The sequence below is a fragment of the Janthinobacterium sp. 64 genome, assembly GCF_002813325.1.
Taxonomy (GTDB): Bacteria; Pseudomonadota; Gammaproteobacteria; order Burkholderiales; family Burkholderiaceae_D; genus Janthinobacterium.
Genome location: NZ_PHUG01000001.1, coordinates 3,805,472 through 3,830,361 on the forward strand (window position 1 = coordinate 3,805,472; position 24,890 = coordinate 3,830,361).

A 24,890-nucleotide genomic window follows, 5' to 3' on the forward strand; every position below is an offset into this window, starting at 1 on the left:
TATCCACAGCCCATGGTTTCCACGGAGGTAGAAGATGCAAATACGCACATCCCGTTTGGGCCGCTCCCTTGCCGCCGCCTGCCTGAGCGCCGTGCTGGCACAGGCGGCGTTGGCCGTCGAGGTGGGCGGCGTCAAGCTGGACGACACGGTGCAGCTGGCCAGCCGCGAATTGAAACTCAACGGCGCTGGCGTGCGCTACAAAGTCATCTTCAAGGTCTACACGATCGCGCTGTACCTGCCGGAAAAGAAAACCCAGCTGGCCGACATCCTGGCCCTGCCCGGGCCGCGCCGCCTGGAAATCGTCATGCTGCGCGACATCACGTCCGACGAACTGGGACAAGCGTTCATGCAGGGCTTGAAGCGCAGCTCCGACCAGGCCGACCGCACGCGCCTGCTGAGCCAGACGATGCAGTTCGGCGCCATGTTCGCCATGGTGCCCGGCCTGAAAAAAGGCGATATCCTGACCGTGGACTGGCTGCCGGAAGAGGGAACGTTGTGCAAGCTGAACGGCAAGCAGGTGGGCGACATGGTGCCGGACCTGGCTTTTTATAATGCGCTGCTGAAGATCTGGATCGGCGCCCATCCGGCCGACACGGTGTTGCGTGCGCATTTGCTGGGCGATATGGCTTAAAGCGGCCTGAACGAAAACGCGGGCGTAAAAAAAGCCGGCTCGCGCCGGCTTGTCATTCTGCAACAGCGAGCTTACGCGCGCGTCGACAGGGCGCGCAATTCAGCGGCATTGCTGGGCGACACGCCATTCATCTTGCCCAGGGTGCGCTGCAAGGCTTGCGCTTCGCGCATCTGCTGGCGTGCCAGACGTTCTTCGCGGCTCAGTTTGGGACGCACCACCAGCACCATGGCGCGGGCGATACCCACCAGCAAAGGCTTGAACAGCAGGGCGAACGCGCCCACGGCAACGATCACCAGCACGAGTTGCAGGGCGTTCAGCAGGGAAATCTCCAGCACGGGTGCGGATACTGCGTACAGGGCGGAGGCGAAGGTAGACATACTGTTCCAGTGCATTATAGAATTTGACGGTACTATAGTGCAGTGCAACATATAAATCTAATTCCATTTCTTGATACCAATTATATGAATCGTGAATGGAAAACGGTAATATTTTTTGACGAGTGAAAATATTCGCGCCCGGCGCGGTTTACACTCTTAACTAATTATCTGAATTCAACTTTTATCTTGGGCTTTCCATGAGTTTTCTGACGCTGGATCTGAACTTGCTGCGTGTTTTCGACGCCGTCATGACGGAACAAAACCTGACGCGCGCAGCCGGCCACCTGGCGATGACGCAGCCGGCGGTATCGAACGCCATCAAACGCCTGCGCGAGAGCCTCGGTGACGAATTGCTGATCCGCACGGCATATGGCGTGAAACCCACGCCCCGCGCCGAAGCCCTGTGGCCATCCGTGCGCTCGGCCCTGGCCAGCCTGGAAGCGGCCGTGACGCCGGAAACCTTCGACGTGTCGAAGACCCATGCCACTTTCCGCATGGCCATGGCCGATGCGACGGCCGCCTTCTGGCTGCCGTCATTGATGCGCTCGATCGAGCGGGAAGCACCGGGTGTCAACGTGCGCATGATGCCGCTGACCACGCGCGAACCGCGCCCCATGCTGCTGCGCGGCGACATCGACCTGGCCGTGGGCTTCTTTCCCGGCGTGGCGGCGCAATTGTCGAGCGAAACGGGTTCGCCCATCCGCCACGAGCGCCTGTATTCCGGCAAATATGTGTGCGTGATGCGGCGCGGCCATCCTCTGGCCGACAAGGAATTGACCCTGGATAACTACTGCGCGGCGAACCATCTGCTGGTCAGCTTTTCCGGCCGCGCGCATGGCTTGATCGACGAAGCGCTGTCGCAGATCCACCGCGAACGGCGCATCTTGCTGACGGTCAACCAGTTCTTCACGGCAGGCAGAGTGGTCGCCAATTCCGACCTGATCACGGTCTTGCCGCGCCATTTGATCGCCTCGACGGGCATGACGGAGTCCTTGCTGTACAAGGATTTGCCACTGACCTTGCCCGCCGTCCACCTGGACATGCTGTGGCACGAGCGCGACGCCCGCAGCCCCGCCCACAAATGGCTGCGTAATCACCTGGAAAGCATGAACACGCCCACTTTACGGACGGCCACGGCGGCCGGCGGCGGTGTGGCGCCGAAACCGCATATAGAATAAACCGTAGCCTGCGCAAGAAAAAACGCCTGATGATTTCTCATCAGGCGTTTTGCTATGCGTGATTGCTGGAGCGATAACCGATTCTGAAACCGCCCCAATGCTTGCCATCGACGTGGATCGGGACGGATAAATCGTGCATGACCTCGCCCGTGTCGCGCTTATACGTCTGCAACAGGAAGGCCTTGGTATTGCTGCCGCAGCGCTTGCCCGTGCGGTCGCTGAAGATGCGCTTGGTGCGGTTATTGACCATGTCGGTGGCGTAATCGCCCGTCAGCGGCTGGGAAAACTTCTTGTTGTGCGTTGGAAAATATCCATTGTTGTCGACGGCGCCCGCGTAGGCCAGGTGGGGCAATGCCGCCAGCACGCCTTCCTGCAGGTCCGGCAACACCTTGTCCGTAAACGCGTCGAACTTCGTGTTGTGCTTGGGCGGATTGGTGTTCGGGATGGGCCGGTAGTGGCGATCGAACAGGGCTTCGCGCGTGATGCGCCCCGACGCGATCGCTTGCTCGAACAGTTTGCCCACCTCGCGCGCGGCGCGCTGGGCCGCCTCGCGGATTTCATCGTGCGGCGTGGCCACGCTCGATTCGCCCAAAGCACCGGCGATCGCTTCGGCCCGCTCTGCCAGGGCCATGGCCGACTGCGTGGCACGCGGCAATTCGACATTCGTCGACAGCATGCTGTCGCGGATTTGCTCGATGGCGTCGGCGATCAGCTGCGTCGTCTCGACGTGTTCGCGCGAGGCGCGGGCGATTTGCCCGATCGCGTCCTCGGACTCGCCCGACGATTCCTCGATATGGCTGAGCGAGGCATGCACGCTTTCCACATTGCGCGCCGCTTCCGTCACGCCCGCCGCCAGCGAACTCATGCCACGCGCCGCTTTTTCCGACTGTTCATTGATTTCGCGCACCATCACGCTGATTTCATCGGAGGCTTCCTTGGTGCGCTGCGCCAATTGCCGCACTTCACCCGCCACCACGGCAAAACCACGCCCGTGTTCGCCGGCACGCGCCGCCTCGATGGCGGCGTTCAGCGCCAGCAAGTTGGTGCGCGCGGAAATATCGGAGATGGCTTCCGTAAAGCCCGTGATGCGTTTGGATTTGTCCTGCAAGCTCAGCATGGTGCTGGAGGCGCCTTGCGCTTCCTCGCGGGCCTTGTTGATGCGGCGCAGCCCCTGATCCACTTCCGCGCGCGCCGCCACACTTTCCACGCGCACGCCAGCGGCCACCTTGGCGGCCCGTTCCGCATTGGCGGCGATCTTTTCCGTCATCACGGCATTTTGTGCGGAACTGTCGGCGATGTCGCTGGCCGTGCGCACGTCGAGTTCCACCTTCTGTTTGACGGAGTCGACAAAATACGAGGTTTCCGCCGCGCCGATCATGATGGCGTCGATGGCGTTGCCCACCGTATCGGCGAACTGGTGCAAGCCCGGCTCGCCGCGCGGACGCCCGGCGAACGCCAGCAGCGCAGCGCCGATGGCGGCAGCCACGCAGGCAATCAGATACGGATGGTCGCCGCCCGACAGCAGCAGCAGATAGGCCAGGCAACAGGCCACGGCCATGGCCAGGATCGTGAATACAAAGAAACGCACCAGCTGATGCTGCAACTGCTTCATTTGTCCCCCGCTGCGCGAACCCGTCACGTCCCGCGGAAGGGACGTGCTGTAACCGTATGCGGGTGGGCACGATTGCCCACCTTGCTCCCTGAACATCACGTCTGCGCGGTGTTTCAGGCGGCTACCGGATAGCAGATTTGTAGTTCTACCCTACAACATTTGTTCCGATAGCTCAATCAGAAAAGTGGGGCGGCTACACCAAGGTCACTTAATTGGCAATTTGGTGGTGTTTTTGACCTCTTCCATGACGGCATAAGTGTGGGTTTCCCGCACACCTTTCTGCAACAAGGTCTTGCCCAGGAATTCGCGGTAGGCGGCCATGTCCTTGACGCGCGCCTTGACCAGGTAATCGAAACCGCCAGCGACCATATGACATTCCAATACCTCTGGAATGATTTGTACGCTATGCTTGAAGGCGTCGAACACTTCCGGTGTCGTGCGATCGAGCACCACTTCGATGAACACCAGCAGCGAGACGTCGAGCAGCTGCGGGTTCAACTGGGCCGTATAGCCCATGATGTAGCCCGATTCGTGCAATTTGCGCACGCGCTCCAGGCAGGCGGCCGGCGACAGGTTGACGCGCGCGGCCAGCTCCACATTGCTGATGCGTCCATCGCTCTGCAATTCCATCAAGATTTTCTTACTGATCTTGTCCAGCATTCCTATCACCCCCAAATTAATATTATTTGGTTAAATTGTCGCATCAAAAACTATCTATTGCTAGCCCCCTGTATTACCAGAATTAATCCATAAGAATCCCCTTTACAATCGAATCATCTTAACGTCCGACTTTCTGTATTTTTTTGCACCAAAAAAGAGCAAGAATTACGTCAGTTTTCGTCCCCCTTTTCCTTGTAAAGAGCACTTATGCACCCTGCAGGCCCCTCGGCTTTTACCCCGCTTCCTTTTGCTGCGTTCCAGGCAGAAATCCTGCCCGAAGCGACACCACAACGCGCCGCCATCACCACCGCCTATAGGCGCGATGAGGTTTCCGCCGTGCAGTGGCTGTTGCAACAAGTGCGCCCCAGCAGTACCGAAACGACGGCCGAAGGACAAGCGCTGGCGCACCGCCTGGTCTCGAACGTGCGCCACAAACGCACACGCGCCTCCGGCGTCGATGCACTGATGCACGAGTTCTCGCTGTCGTCGGAAGAGGGGGTTGCATTGATGTGTCTGGCTGAAGCGCTGTTGCGTATACCCGACAGTCAGACGGCCGATCGCCTGATCGCCGACAAAATCAGCAAGGGCGACTGGAAGAAACACCTGGGCGAATCGCCGTCGCTGTTCGTCAACGCGGCCACCTGGGGTTTGCTGATTACGGGCAAACTGGTCAGTACCAGCAGCGAATCGGGCCTCGGTTCGGCCATGACCAAGCTCATCGCCAAAGGCGGCGAACCGCTGATCCGCAAAGGCGTCGACCTGGCCATGCGCATGCTGGGTAACCAGTTTGTAACAGGCCAAACCATCGAGGAAGCGTTGAAAAACAGCCGCGAGAATGAAACGCGCGGCTACCGTTACTCGTACGACATGCTGGGCGAAGCGGCCCTGACGCAAGCCGACGCGGCCAACTACTATGCTTCGTACGAAACGGCGATCCACGCCATCGGCAAAGCCTCGAACGGGCGCGGCATCCGTAACGGCCCCGGCATTTCGGTGAAACTGTCGGCCCTGCACGCGCGCTACAGCCGCGCCCAGCGCGCCCGCGTCATGGAAGAATTGCTGCCGAAGGTCAAAGCGTTGCTGTTGCTGGCCAAACAGTACAACATCGGCTTCAACATCGACGCGGAAGAAACGGACCGCCTGGAACTGTCACTCGACCTGATGGAAGCACTGGCCTTCGATGCGGACCTGGCCGGCTTCGACGGCATCGGCTACGTGGTGCAGGCGTATCAAAAACGCTGCCCGTACGCCATCGATTTCCTGGTCGACCTGGCGCACCGCAGTGGCCGCAAGTTCATGGTGCGCCTGGTCAAGGGCGCGTATTGGGATGCGGAAGTCAAACGCGCGCAAGTCGATGGCCAGGAAGGCTATCCCGTCTACACGCGCAAGGTCTACACGGACGTTTCTTACCTCGTGTGTGCGCAAAAACTGCTGGCCGCCAGCAGCCTGATCTATCCACAATTTGCCACGCACAACGCGCAAACCCTGGCGACGATTTACACCTGGGCGCAACGCGACGGCATCACCGACTACGAATTCCAGTGCCTGCACGGCATGGGCGAAACCTTGTACGACCAGGTCGTCGGCCCCGACAATCTCGACAAGCCGTGCCGCATCTACGCCCCTGTCGGCTCGCATGAAACCCTGCTGGCCTACCTGGTGCGCCGCCTGCTGGAAAACGGCGCCAACTCGTCGTTCGTCAACCAGATCGTCGACGAAAGCGTGGCCATCGATAGCCTGATCCGCGATCCCCTGGAACAGGCACGCCTGCAGGGCGGCTTGCCGCACCCGTCGATTCCGCTGCCGCTGGACATGTTTGGCAGCGAACGCAGGAACTCGGCCGGCCTGGACCTGTCGAATGAAGACACCTTGCGCACGCTGGCCACGGGCCTGGCGCAGCAGCAGACATGGCAGGCAGCGCCGCTGATCGATGGCGCCGTCAGCCTGAATGGCCCCACGCACATGCTGCACAATCCGGCCCAGCACGACGATGTCGTGGGCAAGGTCATGGAAGCCGGCCCGGCCGACGTGGAAACGGCCCTGGCCAGCGCCAGCGCTTACGCCATGGATTGGCAAACGACGGAACCATCGATCCGCGCGCAAGCGTTGCAGCGCGCGGCCGACCTGTTCGAGGAACACCATATCGAGCTGATGGCCCTGGCCGTGCGCGAGGCGGGCAAGTCCTTGCCGAACGCGATCGCGGAAATCCGCGAAGCCGTCGACTTCCTGCGTTACTACGCGGCGCAGGTGGAACACGCGCCGGCGACCCTGGCGCTCGGTCCCGTCACCTGCATCAGCCCGTGGAACTTCCCATTGGCCATCTTTACGGGCCAGCTGGCCGCCGCCCTGGCGGCAGGTAATGTGGTGCTGGCCAAGCCGGCCGAGCAAACGCCGCTGATCGCCCACCGCGCCGTGCAATTGCTGCATGCGGCGGGCGTGCCGCGCGGCGCGCTGCAATTCTTGCCCGGCAGCGGCGAAGTCGTTGGCGCCGGCCTGTGCAATGACACGCGCGTCAAAGGCGTGATTTTCACGGGCTCGACGGAAGTGGCGCAATTGATCAACCGTAACCTGGCCGCGCGCGCCGTGGCCGAAGGCATCGACATTCCCCTGATCGCGGAAACGGGCGGCCAGAATGCCCTGATCGTCGATTCGTCCGCCTTGCCGGAACAAGTGGTGCAGGACGTGATGTCGTCCGCCTTTGACAGCGCCGGCCAGCGCTGCTCGGCCTTGCGCGTGCTGTTCCTGCAAACGGAAATCGCCGACAAGACCATCCATATGTTAAAAGGCGCCATGCAGGAATTGCGCGTCGGTAATCCTGACCGCCTGGCCACCGATATCGGTCCCGTCATCGATGCGGAAGCGCAAAGTAACTTGCTGGCGCACATCAACAAGATGAAAACCATGGCCATCGACCATTATTCGCTCGATTTGCCGACCGTCAAAGGTACGTTTGTCGCCCCGACCGTGCTGGAAATCAAGTCGCTGGCGCAATTGACGCAGGAAGTCTTCGGCCCCGTGCTGCACGTGATCCGCTACAAGCGCTCCGAACTGCCGCAACTGGTGCAATCGATCAATGACAGCGGTTACGGCCTGACCCTGGGCATCCATACGCGCATCGATGAAACCATCGATTTCATCACCAGGCGCGCGCATGTGGGCAATATTTATGTCAACCGCAACATCGTCGGCGCCGTCGTCGGCGTGCAGCCGTTCGGCGGCGAAGGCAAATCGGGGACCGGCCCCAAAGCGGGCGGCCCCCTGTACCTGAAACGCCTGCAGCGCAATGCGCCAGCCGGCGCGCAGCACCAGCGCCAGGCGCCGCCAGCGCTCGATGCGCTGACCGTGTGGGCGAAGATGCATGGCCACGACAAAGTGCAGCAACTGGCGCAGGAATACGCGCGCACCACCTTGCTGGGCAGCACCACCGTTTTGCCAGGCCCGACGGGCGAGCGCAATACCCTGAGCTTTGCGGCGCGCGGCACGATACTGTGCGCGGCAGCCACCTCCGGCACCTTGATGAACCAGCTGGCAGCCGTGCTGGCTACCGGTAACGAGGCCCTGGTGCTGGCGCAAGCGCCGGATCTGATCCCGGGCGACTTGCCGGCGGCGCTGAAGGACCGCATCCAGGTCGTCAGCAGCCTGGAGTCGGTCAAGCATGATTTCCAGATCGCCATGATCGAGCCCAGCCTCGATGCGCAACTCAAACCGGTGCTGGCGGCACGGGAAGGGGCCCTGGTGGGCACCATCGCCACCACGCAGGAGGGTGTCATCCCCCTGTGGCGCCTGGTCGCTGAGCGGGCGCTGTGCGTGAATACGACGGCAGCCGGTGGTAACGCGAGTTTGATGATGCTCAGCGTATAAAATTTAAGCAGGCAGTCAACGCAAAAGGGCAGAACCAGTGGTTCTGCCCTTTTTTTATGCACGCGTGATGATAAATCAGCCAGCCAGGCGCTGGCACAATTGCTGAATCACCGTCACCGCATACGGCGAGGCGACGGTTTGCACGAAACGCATGAAGTCGACGGCCGCCTCTTCGTTGGCGTTGTCGGAAATGGTGCGCATGACCGTAAACGGCACACCGAGTTCAAAACACACTTGCGCCACGGCCGCGCCTTCCATTTCGACGGCCAGCAAGTCGGGGATATCCACTTTGAGCTGGTTCACATGCGCGGCGCTGCTGATGAACTGGTCGCCGCTGGCGATCAGGCCGCGGTGCACTTGCGCGTGCTGCAAGCCAAATGCCACGATATCGGCCGCCTCGAGCACGCTGGAAACATCGTCACGCAGGAAATCTTCCGCGGCGCCAGCCAGTTGCGTGCTCAGTTCCAGGTCCGTGGCAAAGCGCTGCAAGCCCGTCAGCGGCACTTCGAAGCGGGGAAACAAAGGGCGCGCGTCCATATCGTGCTGCAGCAGCGCTTCGGCCACCACGATATCGCCGACTTTCACACGTTTATCCCCACTGCCGGCCACGCCGGTGAAGACGATGTGGGTAACTCCGTACTTTTCCACAAGGATAGAAGCTGTCATGGCAGCGGCAACCTTGCCCAGACGCGACAGGACGCACACAGCGTCGATATTCCACAAGGTCCCCAGGGTGTAGTCGCGCATGCCGTGTGAACGCCTCTGGGGGCCTTGCATGGCTTCTACCAGCCCCTGCTGTTCTTCGTGCAAGGCACTGATGATGCCTAAACGCATTTTTTTGTGTGAATTCATGCTGTTTTTACAGGTTTTTTAGATTGCCAGACGGTTTACATGGTGAAAACAGCCGTTTCGGCGACTTTTCCACCGTTCGCGTTTGTCTCTGTGTTTTAAATAAAGATGTATACATAAAAATAGTAGTGATAGTAAACGGCCATTTTTTTGTGGATAAGTCGGTATACCGTATAAGAATCATCTACTTGGCGCACAAAAAAGTAGGCGCACAAGCATTGTATCTACGCAGGACTTGTTTTGGATAAAAATCAGGCTGTGGACAAAGATCGACTTTTCCCACATCTCATCCTGTGGATATGCAGGCACTTATCCACAGCAGCAAGCCAAAATCACGGGTTTTCTTGCTGTAGTGGCATGTTTGACGTGCTTCGTATGCTCAGATCGCTGTTTGGCCATCAAGTTTGGCAATTAAGTTTTGCAATTAAGCTTGAGTGACCACGGGCGCTGTTCTTTCGCGAACGTTGGCATCGAGGTGATTCCTGCAAGACGGTTTGGCAGTGGGTCGCGATGTCGCCGTTGGCTTTTTTTTTGGATGTTTTTTGCATGCTTTTTGAAAATATCCCCGGACTTCCGTTTTTTTTATCGGTTTACAATAGATCTATATATAAAAATAGTAGTAATAGTAAACGCGGATTTTTCTGTGGATAAGTCGCTTTTTTTCAACAGGATCAATCGTTTACGCGCAAAATAAAGCGTGCATAATCGCTGTATCACGCGAGGAGCAAAATTGTATAAAATGCGGGCTTGCGCATAACTTCGTGCTTACTCACAAGTCATCCTGTGGATATCAAGTGACTTATCCACAATCGTTCTAAATTTCCCTTCTTTTCGACATCGAATCGCTGGCTGGCACTGTGCCCCGTCAGGTCTGTTGACGTTTCCATTTTGCACAACGGTTTGGCAGTGCTGTGTGCGTGATGCCGGCCGTGCCGGTTTTCGTCGCTCAGTTGTTGGCGCGATTTTTTTTTTATCAGCCAAGGCAGCTCGTCGGCTTTTTTTTGAAGGCAGGCATGTGAACCTTCCCGAAGGCGAAGGGCAGGCAAAGCGTGCGTTGTCGGGTTTACCTTAACAAGTCCGTATACAAGAATAGTAATAGTAGTTAACGGCGGCATCTTCTGTGGATAAGTCCCGATTTATCCTTGTAAACAATCGCTTGGCGTGCGGATAAGCGCTGAGTAAGGGGTGTATCTGCCCGGGACGGTTTCTGGACAAAAAAACGCCGCCGAAAAAATTTTTCGTTTACACACATATCGTCCCTGTGGATATCCATACGGTTATCCACAGCTTGCAGCCCCTGTTTTGCCCGGTTTTTGAGCGTGTCGCGAGGCTTGCCACGAATAATGTCGCCCTGGCCCGGCACTGGTGGTAATCTCAAGGCGGCTCAGCAGCCATGCATGAAGAAAGACAGACTCTGGTAGCGGAACGCGGCGGGGAGACACGCCGCGCGACAGCTTGATGGCATACCGAAAGGAGCTTCATTGGAATCGGCAGGCGAATACGACTACATCATCGTGGGCGGCGGCACGGCAGGTTGCGTGCTGGCCAACCGGCTCACACGCGACAAGGATGCCAACGTTTTACTCGTGGAAGCGGGCGGCAAGGACGATTACGTGTGGATACACATCCCCGTCGGCTATCTGCATTGCATCGGCAATCCCCGCACGGACTGGCTGTATTCCACGCAGGCGGACGCGGGCCTGGGCGGGCGCAGCCTGATGTATCCGCGCGGCAAAGTCCTGGGCGGCAGCTCTTCCATCAATGGCATGATCTACATGCGCGGTCAGGCTGGCGATTACGACCACTGGGCCGACCTGACGGACGACGCCTCCTGGCGCTGGGACAAAGTCTTGCCGCTCTTTAAACAAAGCGAAGATTACTACGGCGGCGCCTCGGAAAACCATGGGGTCGGTGGCGAGTGGAGAGTGGAAAAACAGCGGTTGTCGTGGGATATTTTGAATGCGTTCCGCGATGCAGCGCAGCAGGTCGGCATTCCGAAAACCAGCGATTTCAACGGTGGCGACAACAGCGGCAGCGCGTATTTCGACGTCAACCAACGGCGCGGCATCCGCTGGAATACCTCGAAAGCGTTTTTGAAACCGGCGTCGCGGCGCCCGAACCTGACCATCATGACGGGCTGCCACGTGGAACGTCTGCTCCTGGAGACGACAGAATCGGGGCCCCGTTGCACGGGCATCGTGTTGACGGGCGGCGGTACGCAGTGGCAGGCGACGGCCCGTCGGGAAACCCTGCTGACGGCGGGCGCCATCGGTTCGCCCCAATTGCTGCAACTGTCCGGCATCGGCCCGGCCGCCTTGCTGCAAGAACACGGCATCACGCCCGTGCTGGACTTGCCTGGCGTGGGCGGCAATTTGCAGGACCACTTGCAGTTGCGCATGGTATACAAGGTGCAGGGCGTGAAAACCCTGAACATCATGGCGGGCAATATGCTGGGCAAGATGCAGATCGGCTTGCAATATGCGCTATTTCAGAGCGGGCCCATGTCGATGGCGCCGTCGCAGCTGGGTGCGTTCGCCAAGTCCGATCCGCAGCAAGCCACGCCGAACCTGCAATACCACGTGCAGCCGCTGTCGCTCGACAAATTCGGCGAACCCTTGCACGCGTTTCCCGCGTTTACGGCCAGTGTCTGCAATCTGCGTCCCACCTCGCGTGGCCACGTGCAGATCGCCTCGGCCGACAGCTACGCGGCGCCGAAGATCGTGCCCAATTACCTGAGTACCGAGCAGGACCGCAAGGTCGCGGCCGACGCCTTGCGCCTGACGCGCGCCATCGCCGCCGCGCCGGCCCTGAAAAAATTTGCGCCGCAGGAATACAAGCCTGGCGTGCAATTCCAGAGCGAGGAAGAGCTGGCGCAGGCGGCCAGCCAGATCGGCACCACGATCTTTCACCCCGTGGGCACGTGCCGCATGGGCGTGGCAGGCGATGCGTCGAGCGTGGTCGACAGCCAGTTGCGCGTGATCGGCGTGGCTGGTTTGCGCGTCGTCGATGCCTCGATCATGCCGTACATTACTTCTGGTAATACGAACTCGCCCACCGTAATGATCGCGGAAAAAGCGGCGCAAATGATACACGCGGCCTGGAAATAGCCGGGCAAGCATGCGAGTTTGCGCCATTCGAGCTGATGAAAAATCCCCGTAGTTATACTGTATTGTGCGTTAAATTTAAGTTGTGTATTATAAAAATGACTAAGTAGTACAAAAAGTACAACTAGGAGACACGATGTCAAACGTAATCTTGGAAACAAGAAATTTGACCAAGGAATTCAAGGGTTTCACCGCCGTGAGCGAGGTGAACCTGAAGGTAGAGCGGGGCCATATCCACGCCTTGATCGGTCCTAACGGCGCCGGCAAGACCACGTGTTTCAACTTGCTCACCAAATTCCTGGTCCCCACCGGTGGACAGATCCTGTTCAATGGGAAAGATATTACGGCAGCCAAACCGGCGCAGATCGCCCGCATGGGCGTGATCCGTTCCTTCCAGATTTCCGCCGTCTTCCCGCATCTATCCGTGCTGCAAAATGTACGCATCGGCTTGCAGCGCCAGCTCGGTACCTCGTTTCACTTCTGGCAAAGCGAGCGTGCCTTGAACCAGCTCAATGACCGCGCCATGGCCTTGCTGGCCGAAGTCGACCTGACGGAGTTTGCCGACACCATCACGGTCGATATGCCGTACGGACGCAAGCGGGCGCTGGAAATTGCCACCACCCTGGCGATGGAACCGGAAATGATGCTGCTCGACGAGCCGACCCAGGGCATGGGTCACGAAGACGTGCATCGCGTCACCGAACTGATCAAGAAAGTCTCGGTCGGCCGCACCATTTTGATGGTGGAACACAATATGAGCGTGGTTTCCGGCATCTGCGACAAGATTTCCGTCCTGCAGCGCGGCGCCATGCTGGCCGAAGGCAGTTACGCGGAAGTGTCGCGCAATCCGCAAGTGATGGAAGCGTACATGGGCACCACCCACGCCGAACTGGAAGGGGCACATTGATGACCGCTAGCAACAAGGCACCCGCGCTGGAAATCGCACAACTGCACACCTGGTATGGCGAATCGCACATTCTGCACGATGTGAATTTGAAAGTGGAGCAGGGCGAAGTGGTGACTTTGCTGGGCCGCAACGGCGCCGGCCGCACGACCACCTTGCGCGCCATCATGGGGCTGACGGGCGCACGCACGGGCTCCATCAAAGTCAATGGCGTCGAAGCGATAGGTTTGGCCACGCACAAAATCGCCCACCTGGGCATCGGCTATTGTCCCGAAGAGCGCGGCATTTTCTCGTCGCTGTCGACCGAGGAAAACCTGATGCTGCCGCCAACCCTGGCCAGCGGCGAGAAGGGCATGTCGGTCGAGGAAATCTATGCCATGTTCCCGAATTTGCAGGAACGCCGCCACAGCCAGGGCACACGCCTGTCGGGCGGGGAGCAGCAGATGCTGGCCGTGGCGCGCATCCTGCGCACGGGCGCGCGGTTGCTGCTGCTCGATGAGATTTCCGAAGGCCTGGCGCCCGTCATCGTGCAAGGGCTGGCGCGCATGATCACCACCCTGAAAGCGAAGGGTTACACCATCGTCATGGTGGAACAGAATTTCCGGTTTGCCGCGCCGCTGGCGGACCGGTTTTATGTGATGGAGCACGGTCAGATCGTCGAGACTTTTGCTGCATCCGAACTGGAGGCCAAGATGCCGGTACTGACCGAGCTGCTTGGCGTGTAGTCCCCATGTAGTCTGTTGTACTCGTCATCGACCAGCAATCGTCTGAATAGCAAACAATAATCCCAACGGAGACACTATGAAACGTAACGCTATCGCCATTGCCACCGCCACACTTTGCGCACTGGGCTTTTCCGCTGCCGCGCACGCCCAGGTATCGGGTGACACCATCAAGATCGGTTTTATTTCCGACATGTCGGGCGTGTATTCCGACGTCGACGGCTTAGGGGGCGCGGAAGCCATCAAGATGGCGATCGCCGATGCCGGCGTGGTGCTGGCCGGCAAGAAGGTGGAATTCATTTCCGCGGACCATCAAAACAAGGCCGACATCGCCGCCTCGAAGGCGCGCGAATGGTTCGACCAGCAAGGTGTCGACATGCTGATCGGCGGCACCAATTCCGGCGCCAGCCTGGCCATGGCCAAGGTGGCGGCGGAAAAGAAAAAAATCTTCATTGCCATCGGCGCCGGTTCCTCACGCCTGACGAATGAAGAATGCACACCCTACACCGTGCATTACGCCTACGACACGGTAGCGCTGGCGCGCGGCACGGGCGGCACCATCGTCAAGCAGGGCGGCAAGAACTGGTACTTCATGACGGCCGATTATGCGTTTGGCCATTCGCTGGAAAAAGACACGGCCGAGGTTGTCAAGGCGGCCGGCGGCAAGGTGCTGGGCAGCGTCAAGCATCCGCTGGGCGCCTCGGATTTCTCGTCCTTCCTGCTGCAGGCGCAATCGTCCAAGCCGCAAATCCTGGGCCTGGCCAATGCGGGCGGTGACGCCATCAACAGCATCAAGGCGGCCAACGAGTTCGGCCTGACGAAATCGATGAAGCTGGCCGGTCTGCTGATCTTCATCAACGACATCCATTCGCTGGGCCTGAACCTGACGCAAGGCATGTACCTGACCGATGGCTGGTACTGGGACTTGAATCCTGAAACGCGCGCCTGGTCGAAACGCTATTTCGCCAAGATGAAGAAGGAACCGTCGATGCTGCAGGCGGCCGACTATTCGGCCGCGGCAAACTACCTGAAAGCCGTCAAGGCGATCGGCACGGATGATACCGAGAAAGTCATGGCGTATCTGAAGAAGACCAAGATCAACGACATGTTCACCCAGAATGGCGAAGTGCGTCCTGATGGCCGCATGGTGCACGATATGTATTTGATGGAAGTCAAAAAGCCTTCCGAGTCGAAATATCCGTGGGATTACTACAAGGTGGTTGCCACCGTGCCCGGTGCGCAAGCGTATGTGACCAAGGCTGAATCGAAGTGTTCGCTGTGGAAGTAAGGCTGTAGCAACATCCCTAGAGTGCCCGCCGCTGCGCGGGCGCTCCGACCTGCACTTCGCCCGCAGGGTTCGCCTTGCGCCGCCGCAGCCGTTTGCGGCGGCGCGTTTCCCTTGATACCACACCGTCATCCGGCGGTGCTTTTTATACTGTGATGCCATGGAAATTTTCGGCGTTCCAATACAAGCGATGATGAGCCAGCTGCTGCTGGGTCTCGTCAACGGCTCGTTCTATGCCATGTTGTCCCTCGGTCTGGCCGTCATCTTCGGCTTGCTCAACGTTATTAATTTCTCGCACGGCGCCATGTACATGATGGGCGCCTTCCTGGCCTGGATGGGCCTCAGTTATTTCGACATCAATTACTGGGCCATGCTGGTCATCGCCCCGATCCTCGTCGGCCTGGTCGGCATCCAGATCGAAAAGACCATGCTGCGCTGGCTGTATAAACTCGACCACCTGTATGGCTTGCTGCTGACCTTTGGCATCACCCTGATCATGGAAGGCGTGTTTCGTTCCTTCTATGGCGTTTCGGGCCAGCCGTATGCCGTGCCCGAAGCGCTGGCCGGCGCGACGGACCTGGGCTTCATGACCTTGCCGAACTACCGCGCCTGGGTGGTGATCGCTTCGCTCACCGTCTGCCTGGCGACCTGGTTCGTCATCGAAAAAACCAAGCTCGGCGCTTACCTGCGCGCCGGCACGGAAAACCCGAAGCTGGTGGAAGCGTTCGGCATCAACGTGCCGCTGATGGTGACCTTGACGTTCGGCTTTGGCGTGGCGCTGGCCGGTTTCGCCGGCGTACTGGCGGCGCCCATCATCCAGGTCTCGCCGCTGATGGGCTCGAATCTGATCATCGTCGTGTTTGCCGTGGTGGTGATCGGCGGCATGGGTTCCATCATGGGCTCCATCCTCACGGGCCTGGGCCTGGGCGTGATCGAGGGCCTGACCCGCGTGTTCTACCCGGAAGGCTCGGCCACCGTGGTGTTCGTGGTGATGGTCATCGTGCTGCTGCTGCGTCCCGCCGGCCTGTTCGGCAAAGAAAAGTAATCCTCATCAGTCATGTATTGGAGCTACCACGATGAATAAGAATGTAGGCTACGCCATTGCCCTGCTGCTGGCGTTGGCGGCCCCGTTTTACGGCTATCCCGTCTTCCTGATGAAGTTGCTGTGCTTTGCCCTGTTTGCCTGCGCCTTTAACTTGCTGATCGGCTACACGGGCTTGCTGTCGTTCGGCCATGCGGCTTTCTTTGGCGGCGCCGGCTATGTCACCGGTTACGCATTGCGTACCTGGGGCTGGCCAACGGAACTGGGCTTGCTGGCCGGCGTCGCCACGGGTGCCTTGCTGGGCCTGGTGATCGGCGGCCTGGCGATCCGCCGCCAGGGCATTTACTTTACGATGATCACCCTGGCGCTGGCGCAGATGGTGTACTTCCTCGCCTTGCGCCTGCCGTTCACGGGCGGCGAGGATGGCTTGCAGGGTGTTCCACGTGGAACCTTGCTGGGCACGATAGACCTGGGCAATGACACGGTGCTGTACTACGTCGTGCTGGCCATCTTCGTTGCCGGCTTCGCCCTGATCGTGCGCACCATCCACTCGCCGTTCGGCCAGGTGCTCAAGGCGATCAAGGAAAATGAACCGCGCGCCATCTCGCTCGGCTACGACGTCAACAAGTACAAGCTGGTGGCCATCGTGCTGTCCGCTTCGCTGGCGGCACTGGCCGGCGCCACCAAGACCCTGGTGCTTGGCTTTGAAACCCTCACCGACGTGTACTGGGGCATGTCGGGCCTGGTCGTGCTGATGACATTGGTCGGCGGCATGGGCACCTTGTCCGGTCCCATCCTTGGCGCCGTCTTGATCATCGCGCTGGAAAACAAGCTGGGCGATGTCGGCACCTATCTGGCCACGCATACGGGCATCGAGTGGTTCGGCACCCTCGGTGAATCGGTGGGCATGGTGACGGGGGTGATCTTCGTCATCTGCGTGCTGCTGTTCCGGCGCGGCATCGTCGGCGAAGCCATCGCGCGCTTCGGCGGCAGGCCAGCCAAAGCCGCGGTCTGATTTTCAAGCAACGCCGGACGAATCGTCCGGCGTTTTTCATTGTGCGTCCACTGTTACCTTATTAACGGAGAGAACCACCATGCAAATGACGATCACGCGCGCGGGCACGACTGGCATGAGCCTGTGCACCCTGCTGGCGTTGGCAGCCTGCGGCAGCAACCATGCACCGGAAGAATTGAACCAGATGCCCGGCTACCTGGGCACCATCACGCGCGCCGACTACGACGGCAAGACGAATGACTTACTCACGGCCGGCCTGGGCAAGACGGGGCTGGCGGGCGCCGCACCCGCGTATGCGAATACGGAGCAGCCGACGCCGATCGAACTGCGCCGCAATGCGATCTACGCCAACTACCGCGCCGTGCTCGACATTGCCGCCAACAGCGGCTACGGCACCTTGTACGGACCGAACGTGGATGCGTCGGGGAACGTGGGCACGGGGGAGGGCCTGGTCGCCGGCAGCGAATACAGCGCCTATGCCGACGATGGCACGGGCAAGAAGAACGTCACCTTGATGGTGCAGGTGCCGGCCAGCTTCGACCCGGACCGTGCTTGCATCGTCACGGGCACGTCGAGCGGCTCGCGCGGCATCTACGGCGCCATCGGCAGTTCCGGGGAATGGGGCTTGAAGAAGGGCTGCGCCGTGGCGTATGCGGACAAGGGTTCCGGCACGGGCCTGTACGTGTTCGAAGACGACAGCGTCAACCTGCAGAACGGCGTGCGCGCGGGCCGGGTGGCCGCCGGCAAGAACGCGCTCTTCGCACCGGACTTGAGCGACGCCGAGCGGCTGGCCTGGGCGGGCAGCAATCCGAACCGCATCGCCTTCAAGCATGCGCATTCGCAGCAGAACCCGGAAAAGGACTGGGGCAAGGTGACCTTGCAGGCCGTCGAGATGGCGTATTACGTGTTGAACGAGCGCTATGGCGTGCTGGCCCGCGATGGCAGTTCGCGCATCGTGCGGCTCACGCCAAAGAACACCATCACGATCGCCTCGAGCATTTCCAACGGCGCCGGCTCAGCCTTGCTGGCCGCCGAACAGGATACGCAGGGCTTGATCAGCGGCGTGGCCGCCAGCGAGCCGCAAGTCCAGCCGGCGGCGTCGAGTGCCTACAGCGTGCGCCAGGGCGGGGTGCTGGTGAACGCACCGGGGCGCGCGCTGTTCGACTATGCCACCTATGCGGCCCTGTACCAGCCGTGCATCGCTTCCGTGGCCGGCAATGCGGGACGCTGCACGGCGCTGGTAGGCAAGGGGCTATTGAATGGCGCCGACCTGGCGGCGCAGCAGGCGGACGCGAAGCAGCGCTTGCGCGCCTATGGCTGGTTGCCTGACTCCGACCCGCTGCAGGCGGCGCACGCGGGCACGAACATTCTCGTGGCCGTCACGTATGCCTATGCCTACGGGAAATTCTCCGTCACCGATAAAGTGTGCGGTTTCACGTATGCGCAGACGGATGGCAGCGGCAATCCGATCGCGTTCACGTCGGCGCAAAAGTCGGCCAGCTTTGCCGCGCAAAACGGCATCCTCGGCAATGTCGTGTACGAGAACAGCGTGGGCGGCGCGAGGGGCTACACGGCCGGCGTGTCACCGTCGAGCAGTCTGGCGGACCAGTCGCTCGATGGCTTCCTGTGCCTGCGCAGCCTGGCGACGGGGCGCGATGCCGTCAGCGGCGCCACCTTGCCGGGAACATTGGCGACGCAAAGCGTGCGCGTGCGGGCAGGCATGGCCGAGGTGGCGGCCAGCGGCAAATTGAACGGCAAGCCGGCCATCATCGTGCACGGCCGCAGCGACACCCTGATTCCCGTCAATCACGCCTCGCGCGCCTATCTTGGCCTGAACGCTGCCGTGGAAGGGAGCAGTAGCAAACTGCGCTATATCGAGGTGACCCATGCCAACCACTTCGATTCCTTCAGCAGCGCCTTGCCGACACTGATCGTGCCGTTACATGTATACCTGAACCGGGCGCTCGATGCCATGTATGCGCATTTGTCTGCCAAACAGGCCTTGCCGCCATCGCAGGTGGTGCGCACGGTGACGCGCGCCGACGCGTCGACCTTGATCACGACTGTCAATGTGCCGGCGATAGCGTCGACGCCAGCGCCGGGCAATGCGATCAGTTTGACGGGGACGGTGGTGAATGTGCCCGACTGAGTGTCATAGCGCTGCCGCATAAATGGCGCGCGCATCCGCGCGCGTGACGGGCCGTGGGTTGTTGCCGAGCAAGCGCGTCTGCAGCATGGCGTCGTCGGCCAGCCGGTCCAGGTCGCTGGCCGCGATGCCTACCTCGCGCAGGGTGCGCGCGATACCGGTGGCGCGCGCCAGCGCCTGCATCGTATCGATCAGGGCCATGGCCCGCGCTTCCTCGCTACCCACGATGCCGGGCTGGAGAATGGCGGCCAGCTGCGCATACAGCGGTGCCGCGTGAGACAGATTGAAACGCAACACGTGCGGCAGCACCAGCGCATTCGACAAGCCATGTGGCACGTGGAACAAACCACCGATGGGATAAGCGAGCGCATGCACGGCGGCCACGGGCGCGTTGGCAAACGCCTGGCCGGCCAGCATGGCGCCGAGCAGCATGGCCTGGCGCGCCGGCAAGTTGCTGCCATCGCGGCAGGCGGTGACCAGGTTGTTCGACAACAGCGACAGCGCCTGGGTGGCCAGCATGTCGGACAGGGGATTTTTCAGCAGGCGGCTGGTGTACGCTTCGATCGCGTGCACCATGGCGTCGATGCCGGTGGCGGCCGTCACGGCGGGCGGCAAGCCCAGGGTCAGGCTGGCGTCAAGGATGGCCAGGTCCGCATACAGTTGCGGCGCGACCACGCCCATCTTGCTGGTGGCGCCCGTGGTGACGATGGCGATGTGCGTCACTTCCGAGCCCGTGCCGGCCGTGGTCGGCAATTGCACGAGGGGCAGGCGCGGGCCGTGAACATTGCCGATGCCATACAGTTGCGCCAGTTCCTGGTGGCCTGGCGCCAGTACGGCGATCAGCTTGGCCACGTCCAGCGAGCTGCCGCCACCGAGGCCGATAATCAGTTCCACGTGAAACATCTGCGCCTGGGCCACGCCGGCCAGCACGATGGCTTCGGGCGGATCGGCTTGCACCTCGGAAAAGACGTGGACCTCGATGCCGGCCGCTTGCAAGCTGTGCAGGGAGGCATCGGCCAGGCCCGTACGCAAAAAGCCTGCGTCGGTGACGAGCAGGGCGCGGCGCACGGTGGGGAAGTGATGGGCGATGTGTACGCCCAGTTGGGCGGCGGCGCCCGCTTCAACGATCAGATGCGGTACGGTGCGGAACTGGAAGGCGGACATGCAAACTCCTGACAGTGAGGACAGAAGCCAAGCTTACTCCGCTTTCCAGCCCCGCGCCTGTTTCACGTGGAACCAGAAGCGGGGGGTATTCTCACTCCAGCGCGCCGTGTTGCCATTCATACGCCAGGCCGATGGCCAATACGCTCAGAAAACCCTTGGGGATTCCTCTCAGTGACTCGACGACAGCTTCATCAGTACGATGCCGCACACGATGAGGACGGCGGCGCACACGCGCAGGGTATTGACTTGCTCGCCCAGAAAGACGATGCCGACGATGAAGGCGCCGACGGCGCCGATGCCGGTCCAGATGGTGTAGGCCGTGCCCAGGGGCAGGGTGCGCATGGCAATCGACAGCAAGCCGAAGCTGGCGATCATCATGACGATGGTCATGACGGAAGGGGTGATTTTGGTGAAACCCTCGGAGAGTTTCATCGAGTATGCCCACACGACTTCCAGCATGCCGGCAATCAGTAACAGTATCCAGGCCATGGCGGCTCCTTATACAGAGCGGGCCGTCCCGGTGTGTTCCCATGATGGGGGAGGCCGTCCTCCTGGATGATCGTCACGATGGCCACTGGCGTGGCCACGCTTGCGGACGATGCGGCAATTGTAGCAAACATTGCAGGACGCTGCAGTCCCATCCAGAGTCTGCTGCGTGTTCCACGTGAAACAGAAATCGCCGTTGGCTTGCCCCTGCTGAGTAAAAATTAAGCAAAAATTGGCCGTCGCAAGGTTGCGCTCGCAAAAAGACTCTATAATCGGAGCTCTCTTCCCGCATTTTTACTTGCACTGTTACCTATTTATCATGTTATTTCCTACAGAATTCGACGTCATCGTTGTCGGTGGTGGTCACGCCGGTACCGAGGCGGCCCTCGCTTCCGCCCGCATGGGGCAGAAGACGCTATTGCTCACGCATAATATTGAGACACTGGGCCAGATGTCGTGCAACCCCTCCATCGGTGGCATCGGCAAGGGCCACCTGGTCAAGGAGGTCGATGCCATGGGCGGCGCGATGGCGATTGCCACCGACGAGTCCGGTATCCAGTTCCGCATCCTGAACTCCTCGAAAGGCCCGGCAGTGCGCGCCACGCGCGCCCAGGCCGACCGTATCTTGTACAAGGCCGCCATCCGTACGCGCCTGGAAAACCAGCCGAATCTGTGGCTGTTCCAGCAAGCGGTCGATGACTTGATCGTCGAAGGCGACCGGGTCGTCGGCGCCGTCACGCAGATCGGTTTGAAGTTCCTGTCGCGCGCCGTCGTGCTGACGGCTGGCACTTTCCTTGACGGCAAGATCCACGTGGGCTTGAATAATTACTCGGCCGGCCGCGCCGGCGACCCGCCCGCCATTTCGCTGTCGGCCCGCTTGAAGGAATTGAAGCTGCCGCAGGGCCGCTTGAAAACGGGCACGCCGCCGCGCATTGATGGCCGCACGATTGACTTTTCCGTGATGCAAGAACAGGCGGGTGACCTTGATCCCGTGCCCGTCTTTTCCGTCATGGGCAACACGGCCATGCACCCGCGCCAGGTGCCGTGCTGGGTCACGCACACGAATAGCCAGACGCATGACATCATCCGCGCCGGCCTGGACCGCAGCCCCATGTACACGGGCGTGATCGAGGGCGTCGGCCCCCGCTATTGCCCCTCGATCGAAGACAAGATCCACCGTTTCTCGGGCAAGGAATCGCACCAGATCTTCCTCGAGCCGGAAGGCTTGACGACGCATGAGTTCTATCCGAACGGCATCTCCACCAGCCTGCCGTTCGACGTGCAGATCGCCCTGGTGCAATCGATGAAGGGCATGGAAAACGCCCACATCCTGCGCCCCGGTTACGCCATCGAATACGATTATTTCGACCCGCGCGGCTTGAAAGCGTCGCTGGAAACGAAGGCCGTCGCGGGCTTGTTCTTCGCCGGTCAGATCAACGGCACCACGGGCTACGAGGAAGCGGCCGCGCAAGGCATGCTGGCGGGCCTGAATGCGGCGCTGCTGACGCAGGACAAGGAAGCCTGGGTACCGGGCCGCTCCGAGGCGTATCTGGGCGTGCTGGTCGACGACCTGATCACCCAGGGCGTGCAGGAACCGTACCGCATGTTCACCAGTCGCGCCGAGTACCGTTTGAGCCTGCGCGAAGACAATGCCGACATGCGCCTGACGGAAATCGGCCGCACCTTGGGCTGCGTCGGCGACGCCCAATGGCAAGCGTTTGAAACCAAGCGCGAAGCGGTGGCGCTGGAACTGCAGCGCCTGCGTTCCACGTGGGTCAATCCGCGCATCCTGGCGGCCGCCGAATCGGAACGCATCGTCGGTCAGGCCATCGAGCGCGAGTATTCGCTGGCGGACTTGCTGTGCCGTCCGAACGTGGCCTACGACACGCTGATGAGCATGACGGGCATGGAAGGCCAGGCCCTGGCCGGCCCCGGCGTGCAGGACCCCGCCGTGCGCGAGCAGGTCGAAATCCAGCTCAAATATGCGGGCTACATCGAGCGCCAGAGCAAGGAAATCGAGCGCCACGAACACTATGAAAACCTGGCCTTGCCGGCCGGTTTTAATTACCTCGATATCGGCGCGCTGTCGGTCGAAGTGCGGCAAAAACTCGACAAGCAGCGCCCGGAAACCCTGGGCCAGGCCTCGCGCATTTCGGGCGTGACGCCGGCGGCCATTTCGCTGCTGCTGGTGCATTTGAAAAAGCGCGGCTTCGGTGCAGGTCAGGCCGAAATACAGACCACCACTTTAAAGGACGAGGTTGTTGAATGAAGCAGTTTGACCGGGCCGCACTGGCCCCCATTTTGAATGAAGGCATCGCCGCGCTGGAGCTGGAGCTGAGCGCGGATCAGACGGAAAAACTGCTCGATTACCTGGCCTTGCTGGCCAAATGGAACAGCGTGTACAACCTGACGTCGGTGCGCGATCCGCTGCAGATGCTGACCCTGCACGTGCTCGATTCGCTGGCCGCCGTGCCCGCGTTCGCGGACGCCAAGAATGTGCTCGACGTGGGCGCCGGTGGCGGCTTGCCGGGCATGGTATTGGCCATCGCGCGGCCCGACGTAAAAGTATCGATGATCGACACGGTGCACAAGAAGACGGCTTTTCTGACGCAGGTGAAGGCGGAACTGGGCTTGAGCAACGTCACCGTGTACACGAAACGGGTGGAACAGCTGGAAGTAGCGCAGAAATTCGACGTGATCACCTCGCGCGCCTTTGCCGACCTGTCCGACTTCGTCAACTGGTCGCACCACGTGCTGGCCGAGGGTGGGCAATTCATCGCCTTGAAAGGGGTGGCACCGCCAGACGAGCGCGAGCGACTGCCGGCAGACTGGAAAGTGACGCAATTACGCGCAATTCAGGTACCAGGGCTAAATGCAGAGCGTCATCTGGTCTTTATAGCAAGAATTTAAAAGCCGAAAAATAAATGATATAAACAATTTATACGGTATAAATGATATAAACCGTATAAACGATTTATATCGTATAAATGAAATAAACAGTATAAATCGTTCTGGCCGGATGCCGGGGCGCATGATGAAGTTTGCATCTCTTTACAACTAGAAGATACATGGCCAAAATTTTTTGTGTAGCAAATCAAAAGGGTGGTGTTGGTAAAACCACAACAAGCGTCAACCTCTCCGCCGGTCTGGCCAAGTTGAACCAGCGCGTGCTGCTGGTCGACCTCGACCCGCAGGGCAATGCGACCATGGGTGCCGGCATCAACAAGGCCGGCCTGAAGGCGTCGACCTATGAAGTCATGCTGGGCGAGTCCGATGTCAAGACGGCACGCCAGCGTTCGGAAGCGGGGCGCTTCGATGTCCTGCCGTCGAACCGCGAACTGGCCGGCGCCGAAGTGGAGATGGTCGAACTGGACAACCGCGAACGCCGCCTGAAGGATGCGCTGGCCGAAGTGGACGGCGAATACGACTTCATATTAGTAGATTGCCCACCGGCATTATCGATGCTGACCCTGAACGGCCTGTGCGCCGCGCATGGCGTGATCATCCCGATGCAGTGCGAGTACTACGCATTGGAGGGTTTGTCCGACCTGGTCAACACCATCAAGAAGGTGCATGCCAACCTGAACCCGGACTTGAAGATCATTGGCCTCTTGCGCGTGATGTTCGATCCGCGCATGACATTATCGCAACAGGTATCGGCCCAGCTGGAACAGCATTTTGGCGACAAGGTCTTCAAGACCATCATCCCGCGCAATGTCCGCCTGGCCGAAGCGCCATCGTACGGCTTGCCCGGCGTGACCTTCGACCCCAGCTCGAAAGGCGCCCAGGCGTACATCGCCTTCGGCGCCGAGATGGTCGAGCGCATCAAACATATGTAAACAAAGGGCGAGCGT

The 24,890-nt window shown here is 60.3% G+C and carries 19 protein-coding genes; 13 read left to right on the top strand and 6 right to left on the bottom strand.

Features of this window, described 5'->3' with window-relative positions; genetic code table 11:
- Positions 1 to 34: 34 nt before the first annotated feature.
- Positions 35 to 631 (top strand): chalcone isomerase family protein, encoded by a 597-nt coding sequence (locus tag CLU91_RS16695; RefSeq protein ID WP_100875058.1) that lies wholly within the window; start codon positions 35 to 37, stop codon positions 629 to 631.
- Positions 632 to 702: 71 nt separating this feature from the next.
- On the opposite strand, the gene CLU91_RS16700 is transcribed toward CLU91_RS16695, so the two are convergent.
- Positions 703 to 1,008, bottom strand: a complete 306-nt coding sequence (locus CLU91_RS16700; RefSeq protein ID WP_100875059.1) for a hypothetical protein — start codon at positions 1,006 to 1,008, stop codon at positions 703 to 705.
- Between the two features lie 197 nt (positions 1,009 to 1,205).
- Between CLU91_RS16700 and CLU91_RS16705 the strand changes: the two genes are divergently transcribed.
- The gene (locus tag CLU91_RS16705) at positions 1,206 to 2,186 is read left to right on the top strand and encodes a LysR family transcriptional regulator (protein ID WP_034752642.1); all 981 of its coding nucleotides are present in this window, start codon (positions 1,206 to 1,208) and stop codon (positions 2,184 to 2,186) included.
- 52 nt (positions 2,187 to 2,238) lie between these two features.
- Here the strand turns inward: CLU91_RS16705 and CLU91_RS16710 are convergent, their stop codons facing one another.
- Together CLU91_RS16710 and CLU91_RS16715 are read right to left on the bottom strand one after the other, a co-directional pair.
- On the bottom strand, positions 2,239 to 3,798 hold the full coding sequence (locus CLU91_RS16710; RefSeq protein WP_100875060.1) for a methyl-accepting chemotaxis protein: 1,560 nt from the start codon (positions 3,796 to 3,798) through the stop codon (positions 2,239 to 2,241).
- Between the two features lie 204 nt (positions 3,799 to 4,002).
- A complete protein-coding gene (locus CLU91_RS16715; protein ID WP_010393827.1) occupies positions 4,003 to 4,458 on the bottom strand; it encodes an Lrp/AsnC ligand binding domain-containing protein in 456 nt (151 codons plus the stop codon).
- Between the two features lie 207 nt (positions 4,459 to 4,665).
- On the opposite strand from CLU91_RS16715, the gene putA reads away from it, so the two are divergent.
- Complete coding sequence (gene putA / locus CLU91_RS16720; RefSeq protein WP_100875061.1) at positions 4,666 to 8,319, top strand: trifunctional transcriptional regulator/proline dehydrogenase/L-glutamate gamma-semialdehyde dehydrogenase; 3,654 nt, start codon at positions 4,666 to 4,668, stop codon at positions 8,317 to 8,319.
- A 75-nt stretch (positions 8,320 to 8,394) separates the two neighbouring features.
- Here putA and CLU91_RS16725 read toward each other — a convergent pair whose 3' ends face one another.
- Positions 8,395 to 9,171, bottom strand: coding sequence for a 5'-methylthioadenosine/adenosylhomocysteine nucleosidase (locus CLU91_RS16725; protein ID WP_100875062.1), 777 nt, complete (start codon positions 9,169 to 9,171; stop codon positions 8,395 to 8,397).
- A 1,478-nt stretch (positions 9,172 to 10,649) separates the two neighbouring features.
- Here CLU91_RS16725 and CLU91_RS16730 point away from each other — a divergent pair.
- The 7 genes from CLU91_RS16730 (at position 10,650) to CLU91_RS16760 (ending at position 19,389) form a co-directional block, all read left to right on the top strand.
- Positions 10,650 to 12,275, top strand: coding sequence for a GMC family oxidoreductase (locus tag CLU91_RS16730; RefSeq protein WP_100875063.1), 1,626 nt, complete (start codon positions 10,650 to 10,652; stop codon positions 12,273 to 12,275).
- Positions 12,276 to 12,408: 133 nt separating this feature from the next.
- Complete coding sequence (locus CLU91_RS16735) at positions 12,409 to 13,179, top strand: ABC transporter ATP-binding protein (protein ID WP_100875064.1); 771 nt, start codon at positions 12,409 to 12,411, stop codon at positions 13,177 to 13,179.
- The gene (locus tag CLU91_RS16740; protein WP_071080021.1) at positions 13,179 to 13,901 is read left to right on the top strand and encodes an ABC transporter ATP-binding protein; all 723 of its coding nucleotides are present in this window, start codon (positions 13,179 to 13,181) and stop codon (positions 13,899 to 13,901) included. The genes CLU91_RS16735 and CLU91_RS16740 overlap by 1 nt, the downstream gene beginning before the upstream one ends.
- Positions 13,902 to 13,977: 76 nt before the next feature.
- Positions 13,978 to 15,186 carry an ABC transporter substrate-binding protein gene (locus tag CLU91_RS16745; protein WP_100875065.1) on the top strand — a complete coding sequence of 403 codons (1,209 nt, stop codon included), beginning with the start codon at positions 13,978 to 13,980 and terminating at the stop codon, positions 15,184 to 15,186.
- A gap of 157 nt (positions 15,187 to 15,343) precedes the next feature.
- Entirely contained in the window at positions 15,344 to 16,228 is an 885-nt protein-coding gene (locus tag CLU91_RS16750; protein WP_100875066.1) for a branched-chain amino acid ABC transporter permease, read from the top strand.
- Between the two features lie 31 nt (positions 16,229 to 16,259).
- Positions 16,260 to 17,240, top strand: a complete 981-nt coding sequence (locus tag CLU91_RS16755) for a branched-chain amino acid ABC transporter permease (RefSeq protein ID WP_100875067.1) — start codon at positions 16,260 to 16,262, stop codon at positions 17,238 to 17,240.
- An 85-nt stretch (positions 17,241 to 17,325) separates the two neighbouring features.
- A complete protein-coding gene (locus CLU91_RS16760) occupies positions 17,326 to 19,389 on the top strand; it encodes a 3-hydroxybutyrate oligomer hydrolase family protein (RefSeq protein WP_442906607.1) in 2,064 nt (687 codons plus the stop codon).
- A gap of 3 nt (positions 19,390 to 19,392) precedes the next feature.
- Here the strand turns inward: CLU91_RS16760 and CLU91_RS16765 are convergent, their stop codons facing one another.
- Entirely contained in the window at positions 19,393 to 20,550 is a 1,158-nt protein-coding gene (locus tag CLU91_RS16765; protein ID WP_100875069.1) for an iron-containing alcohol dehydrogenase, read from the bottom strand.
- Between the two features lie 168 nt (positions 20,551 to 20,718).
- Positions 20,719 to 21,039 (bottom strand): DMT family transporter, encoded by a 321-nt coding sequence (locus CLU91_RS16770; RefSeq protein WP_100875070.1) that lies wholly within the window; start codon positions 21,037 to 21,039, stop codon positions 20,719 to 20,721.
- A gap of 316 nt (positions 21,040 to 21,355) precedes the next feature.
- Here CLU91_RS16770 and mnmG point away from each other — a divergent pair, with 316 nt between their 5' ends.
- From mnmG to CLU91_RS16785, 3 genes are all read left to right on the top strand, one after another.
- Entirely contained in the window at positions 21,356 to 23,305 is a 1,950-nt protein-coding gene (gene mnmG, locus CLU91_RS16775; protein WP_100875071.1) for a tRNA uridine-5-carboxymethylaminomethyl(34) synthesis enzyme MnmG, read from the top strand.
- Positions 23,302 to 23,946, top strand: a complete 645-nt coding sequence (rsmG, locus tag CLU91_RS16780; protein WP_100875072.1) for a 16S rRNA (guanine(527)-N(7))-methyltransferase RsmG — start codon at positions 23,302 to 23,304, stop codon at positions 23,944 to 23,946. The genes mnmG and rsmG overlap by 4 nt, the downstream gene beginning before the upstream one ends.
- A gap of 158 nt (positions 23,947 to 24,104) precedes the next feature.
- The gene (locus CLU91_RS16785; RefSeq protein WP_071080013.1) at positions 24,105 to 24,875 is read left to right on the top strand and encodes a ParA family protein; all 771 of its coding nucleotides are present in this window, start codon (positions 24,105 to 24,107) and stop codon (positions 24,873 to 24,875) included.
- The last annotated feature ends 15 nt before the right edge of the window (positions 24,876 to 24,890 follow it).

Excerpts from the sequence above, each read along its gene's own strand:
- mnmG (WP_100875071.1), top strand. The coding sequence starts at position 21,356 with ATGTTATTTCCTACAGAATTCGACGTCATCGTTGTCGGTGGTGGTCAC.
- CLU91_RS16770 (WP_100875070.1), bottom strand. The coding sequence starts at position 21,039 with ATGGCCTGGATACTGTTACTGATTGCCGGCATGCTGGAAGTCGTGTGG.
- CLU91_RS16760 (WP_442906607.1), top strand. The coding sequence starts at position 17,326 with ATGACGATCACGCGCGCGGGCACGACTGGCATGAGCCTGTGCACCCTG.
- CLU91_RS16700 (WP_100875059.1), bottom strand. The coding sequence starts at position 1,008 with ATGTCTACCTTCGCCTCCGCCCTGTACGCAGTATCCGCACCCGTGCTG.
- CLU91_RS16725 (WP_100875062.1), bottom strand. The coding sequence starts at position 9,171 with ATGAATTCACACAAAAAAATGCGTTTAGGCATCATCAGTGCCTTGCAC.
- CLU91_RS16715 (WP_010393827.1), bottom strand. The coding sequence starts at position 4,458 with ATGCTGGACAAGATCAGTAAGAAAATCTTGATGGAATTGCAGAGCGAT.
- rsmG (WP_100875072.1), top strand. The coding sequence starts at position 23,302 with ATGAAGCAGTTTGACCGGGCCGCACTGGCCCCCATTTTGAATGAAGGC.
- CLU91_RS16710 (WP_100875060.1), bottom strand. The coding sequence starts at position 3,798 with ATGAAGCAGTTGCAGCATCAGCTGGTGCGTTTCTTTGTATTCACGATC.
- CLU91_RS16745 (WP_100875065.1), top strand. The coding sequence starts at position 13,978 with ATGAAACGTAACGCTATCGCCATTGCCACCGCCACACTTTGCGCACTG.
- CLU91_RS16740 (WP_071080021.1), top strand. The coding sequence starts at position 13,179 with ATGACCGCTAGCAACAAGGCACCCGCGCTGGAAATCGCACAACTGCAC.
- CLU91_RS16755 (WP_100875067.1), top strand. The coding sequence starts at position 16,260 with ATGAATAAGAATGTAGGCTACGCCATTGCCCTGCTGCTGGCGTTGGCG.
- CLU91_RS16750 (WP_100875066.1), top strand. The coding sequence starts at position 15,344 with ATGGAAATTTTCGGCGTTCCAATACAAGCGATGATGAGCCAGCTGCTG.
- CLU91_RS16695 (WP_100875058.1), top strand. The coding sequence starts at position 35 with ATGCAAATACGCACATCCCGTTTGGGCCGCTCCCTTGCCGCCGCCTGC.
- CLU91_RS16765 (WP_100875069.1), bottom strand. The coding sequence starts at position 20,550 with ATGTCCGCCTTCCAGTTCCGCACCGTACCGCATCTGATCGTTGAAGCG.
- CLU91_RS16735 (WP_100875064.1), top strand. The coding sequence starts at position 12,409 with ATGTCAAACGTAATCTTGGAAACAAGAAATTTGACCAAGGAATTCAAG.
- CLU91_RS16785 (WP_071080013.1), top strand. The coding sequence starts at position 24,105 with ATGGCCAAAATTTTTTGTGTAGCAAATCAAAAGGGTGGTGTTGGTAAA.
- CLU91_RS16705 (WP_034752642.1), top strand. The coding sequence starts at position 1,206 with ATGAGTTTTCTGACGCTGGATCTGAACTTGCTGCGTGTTTTCGACGCC.
- putA (WP_100875061.1), top strand. The coding sequence starts at position 4,666 with ATGCACCCTGCAGGCCCCTCGGCTTTTACCCCGCTTCCTTTTGCTGCG.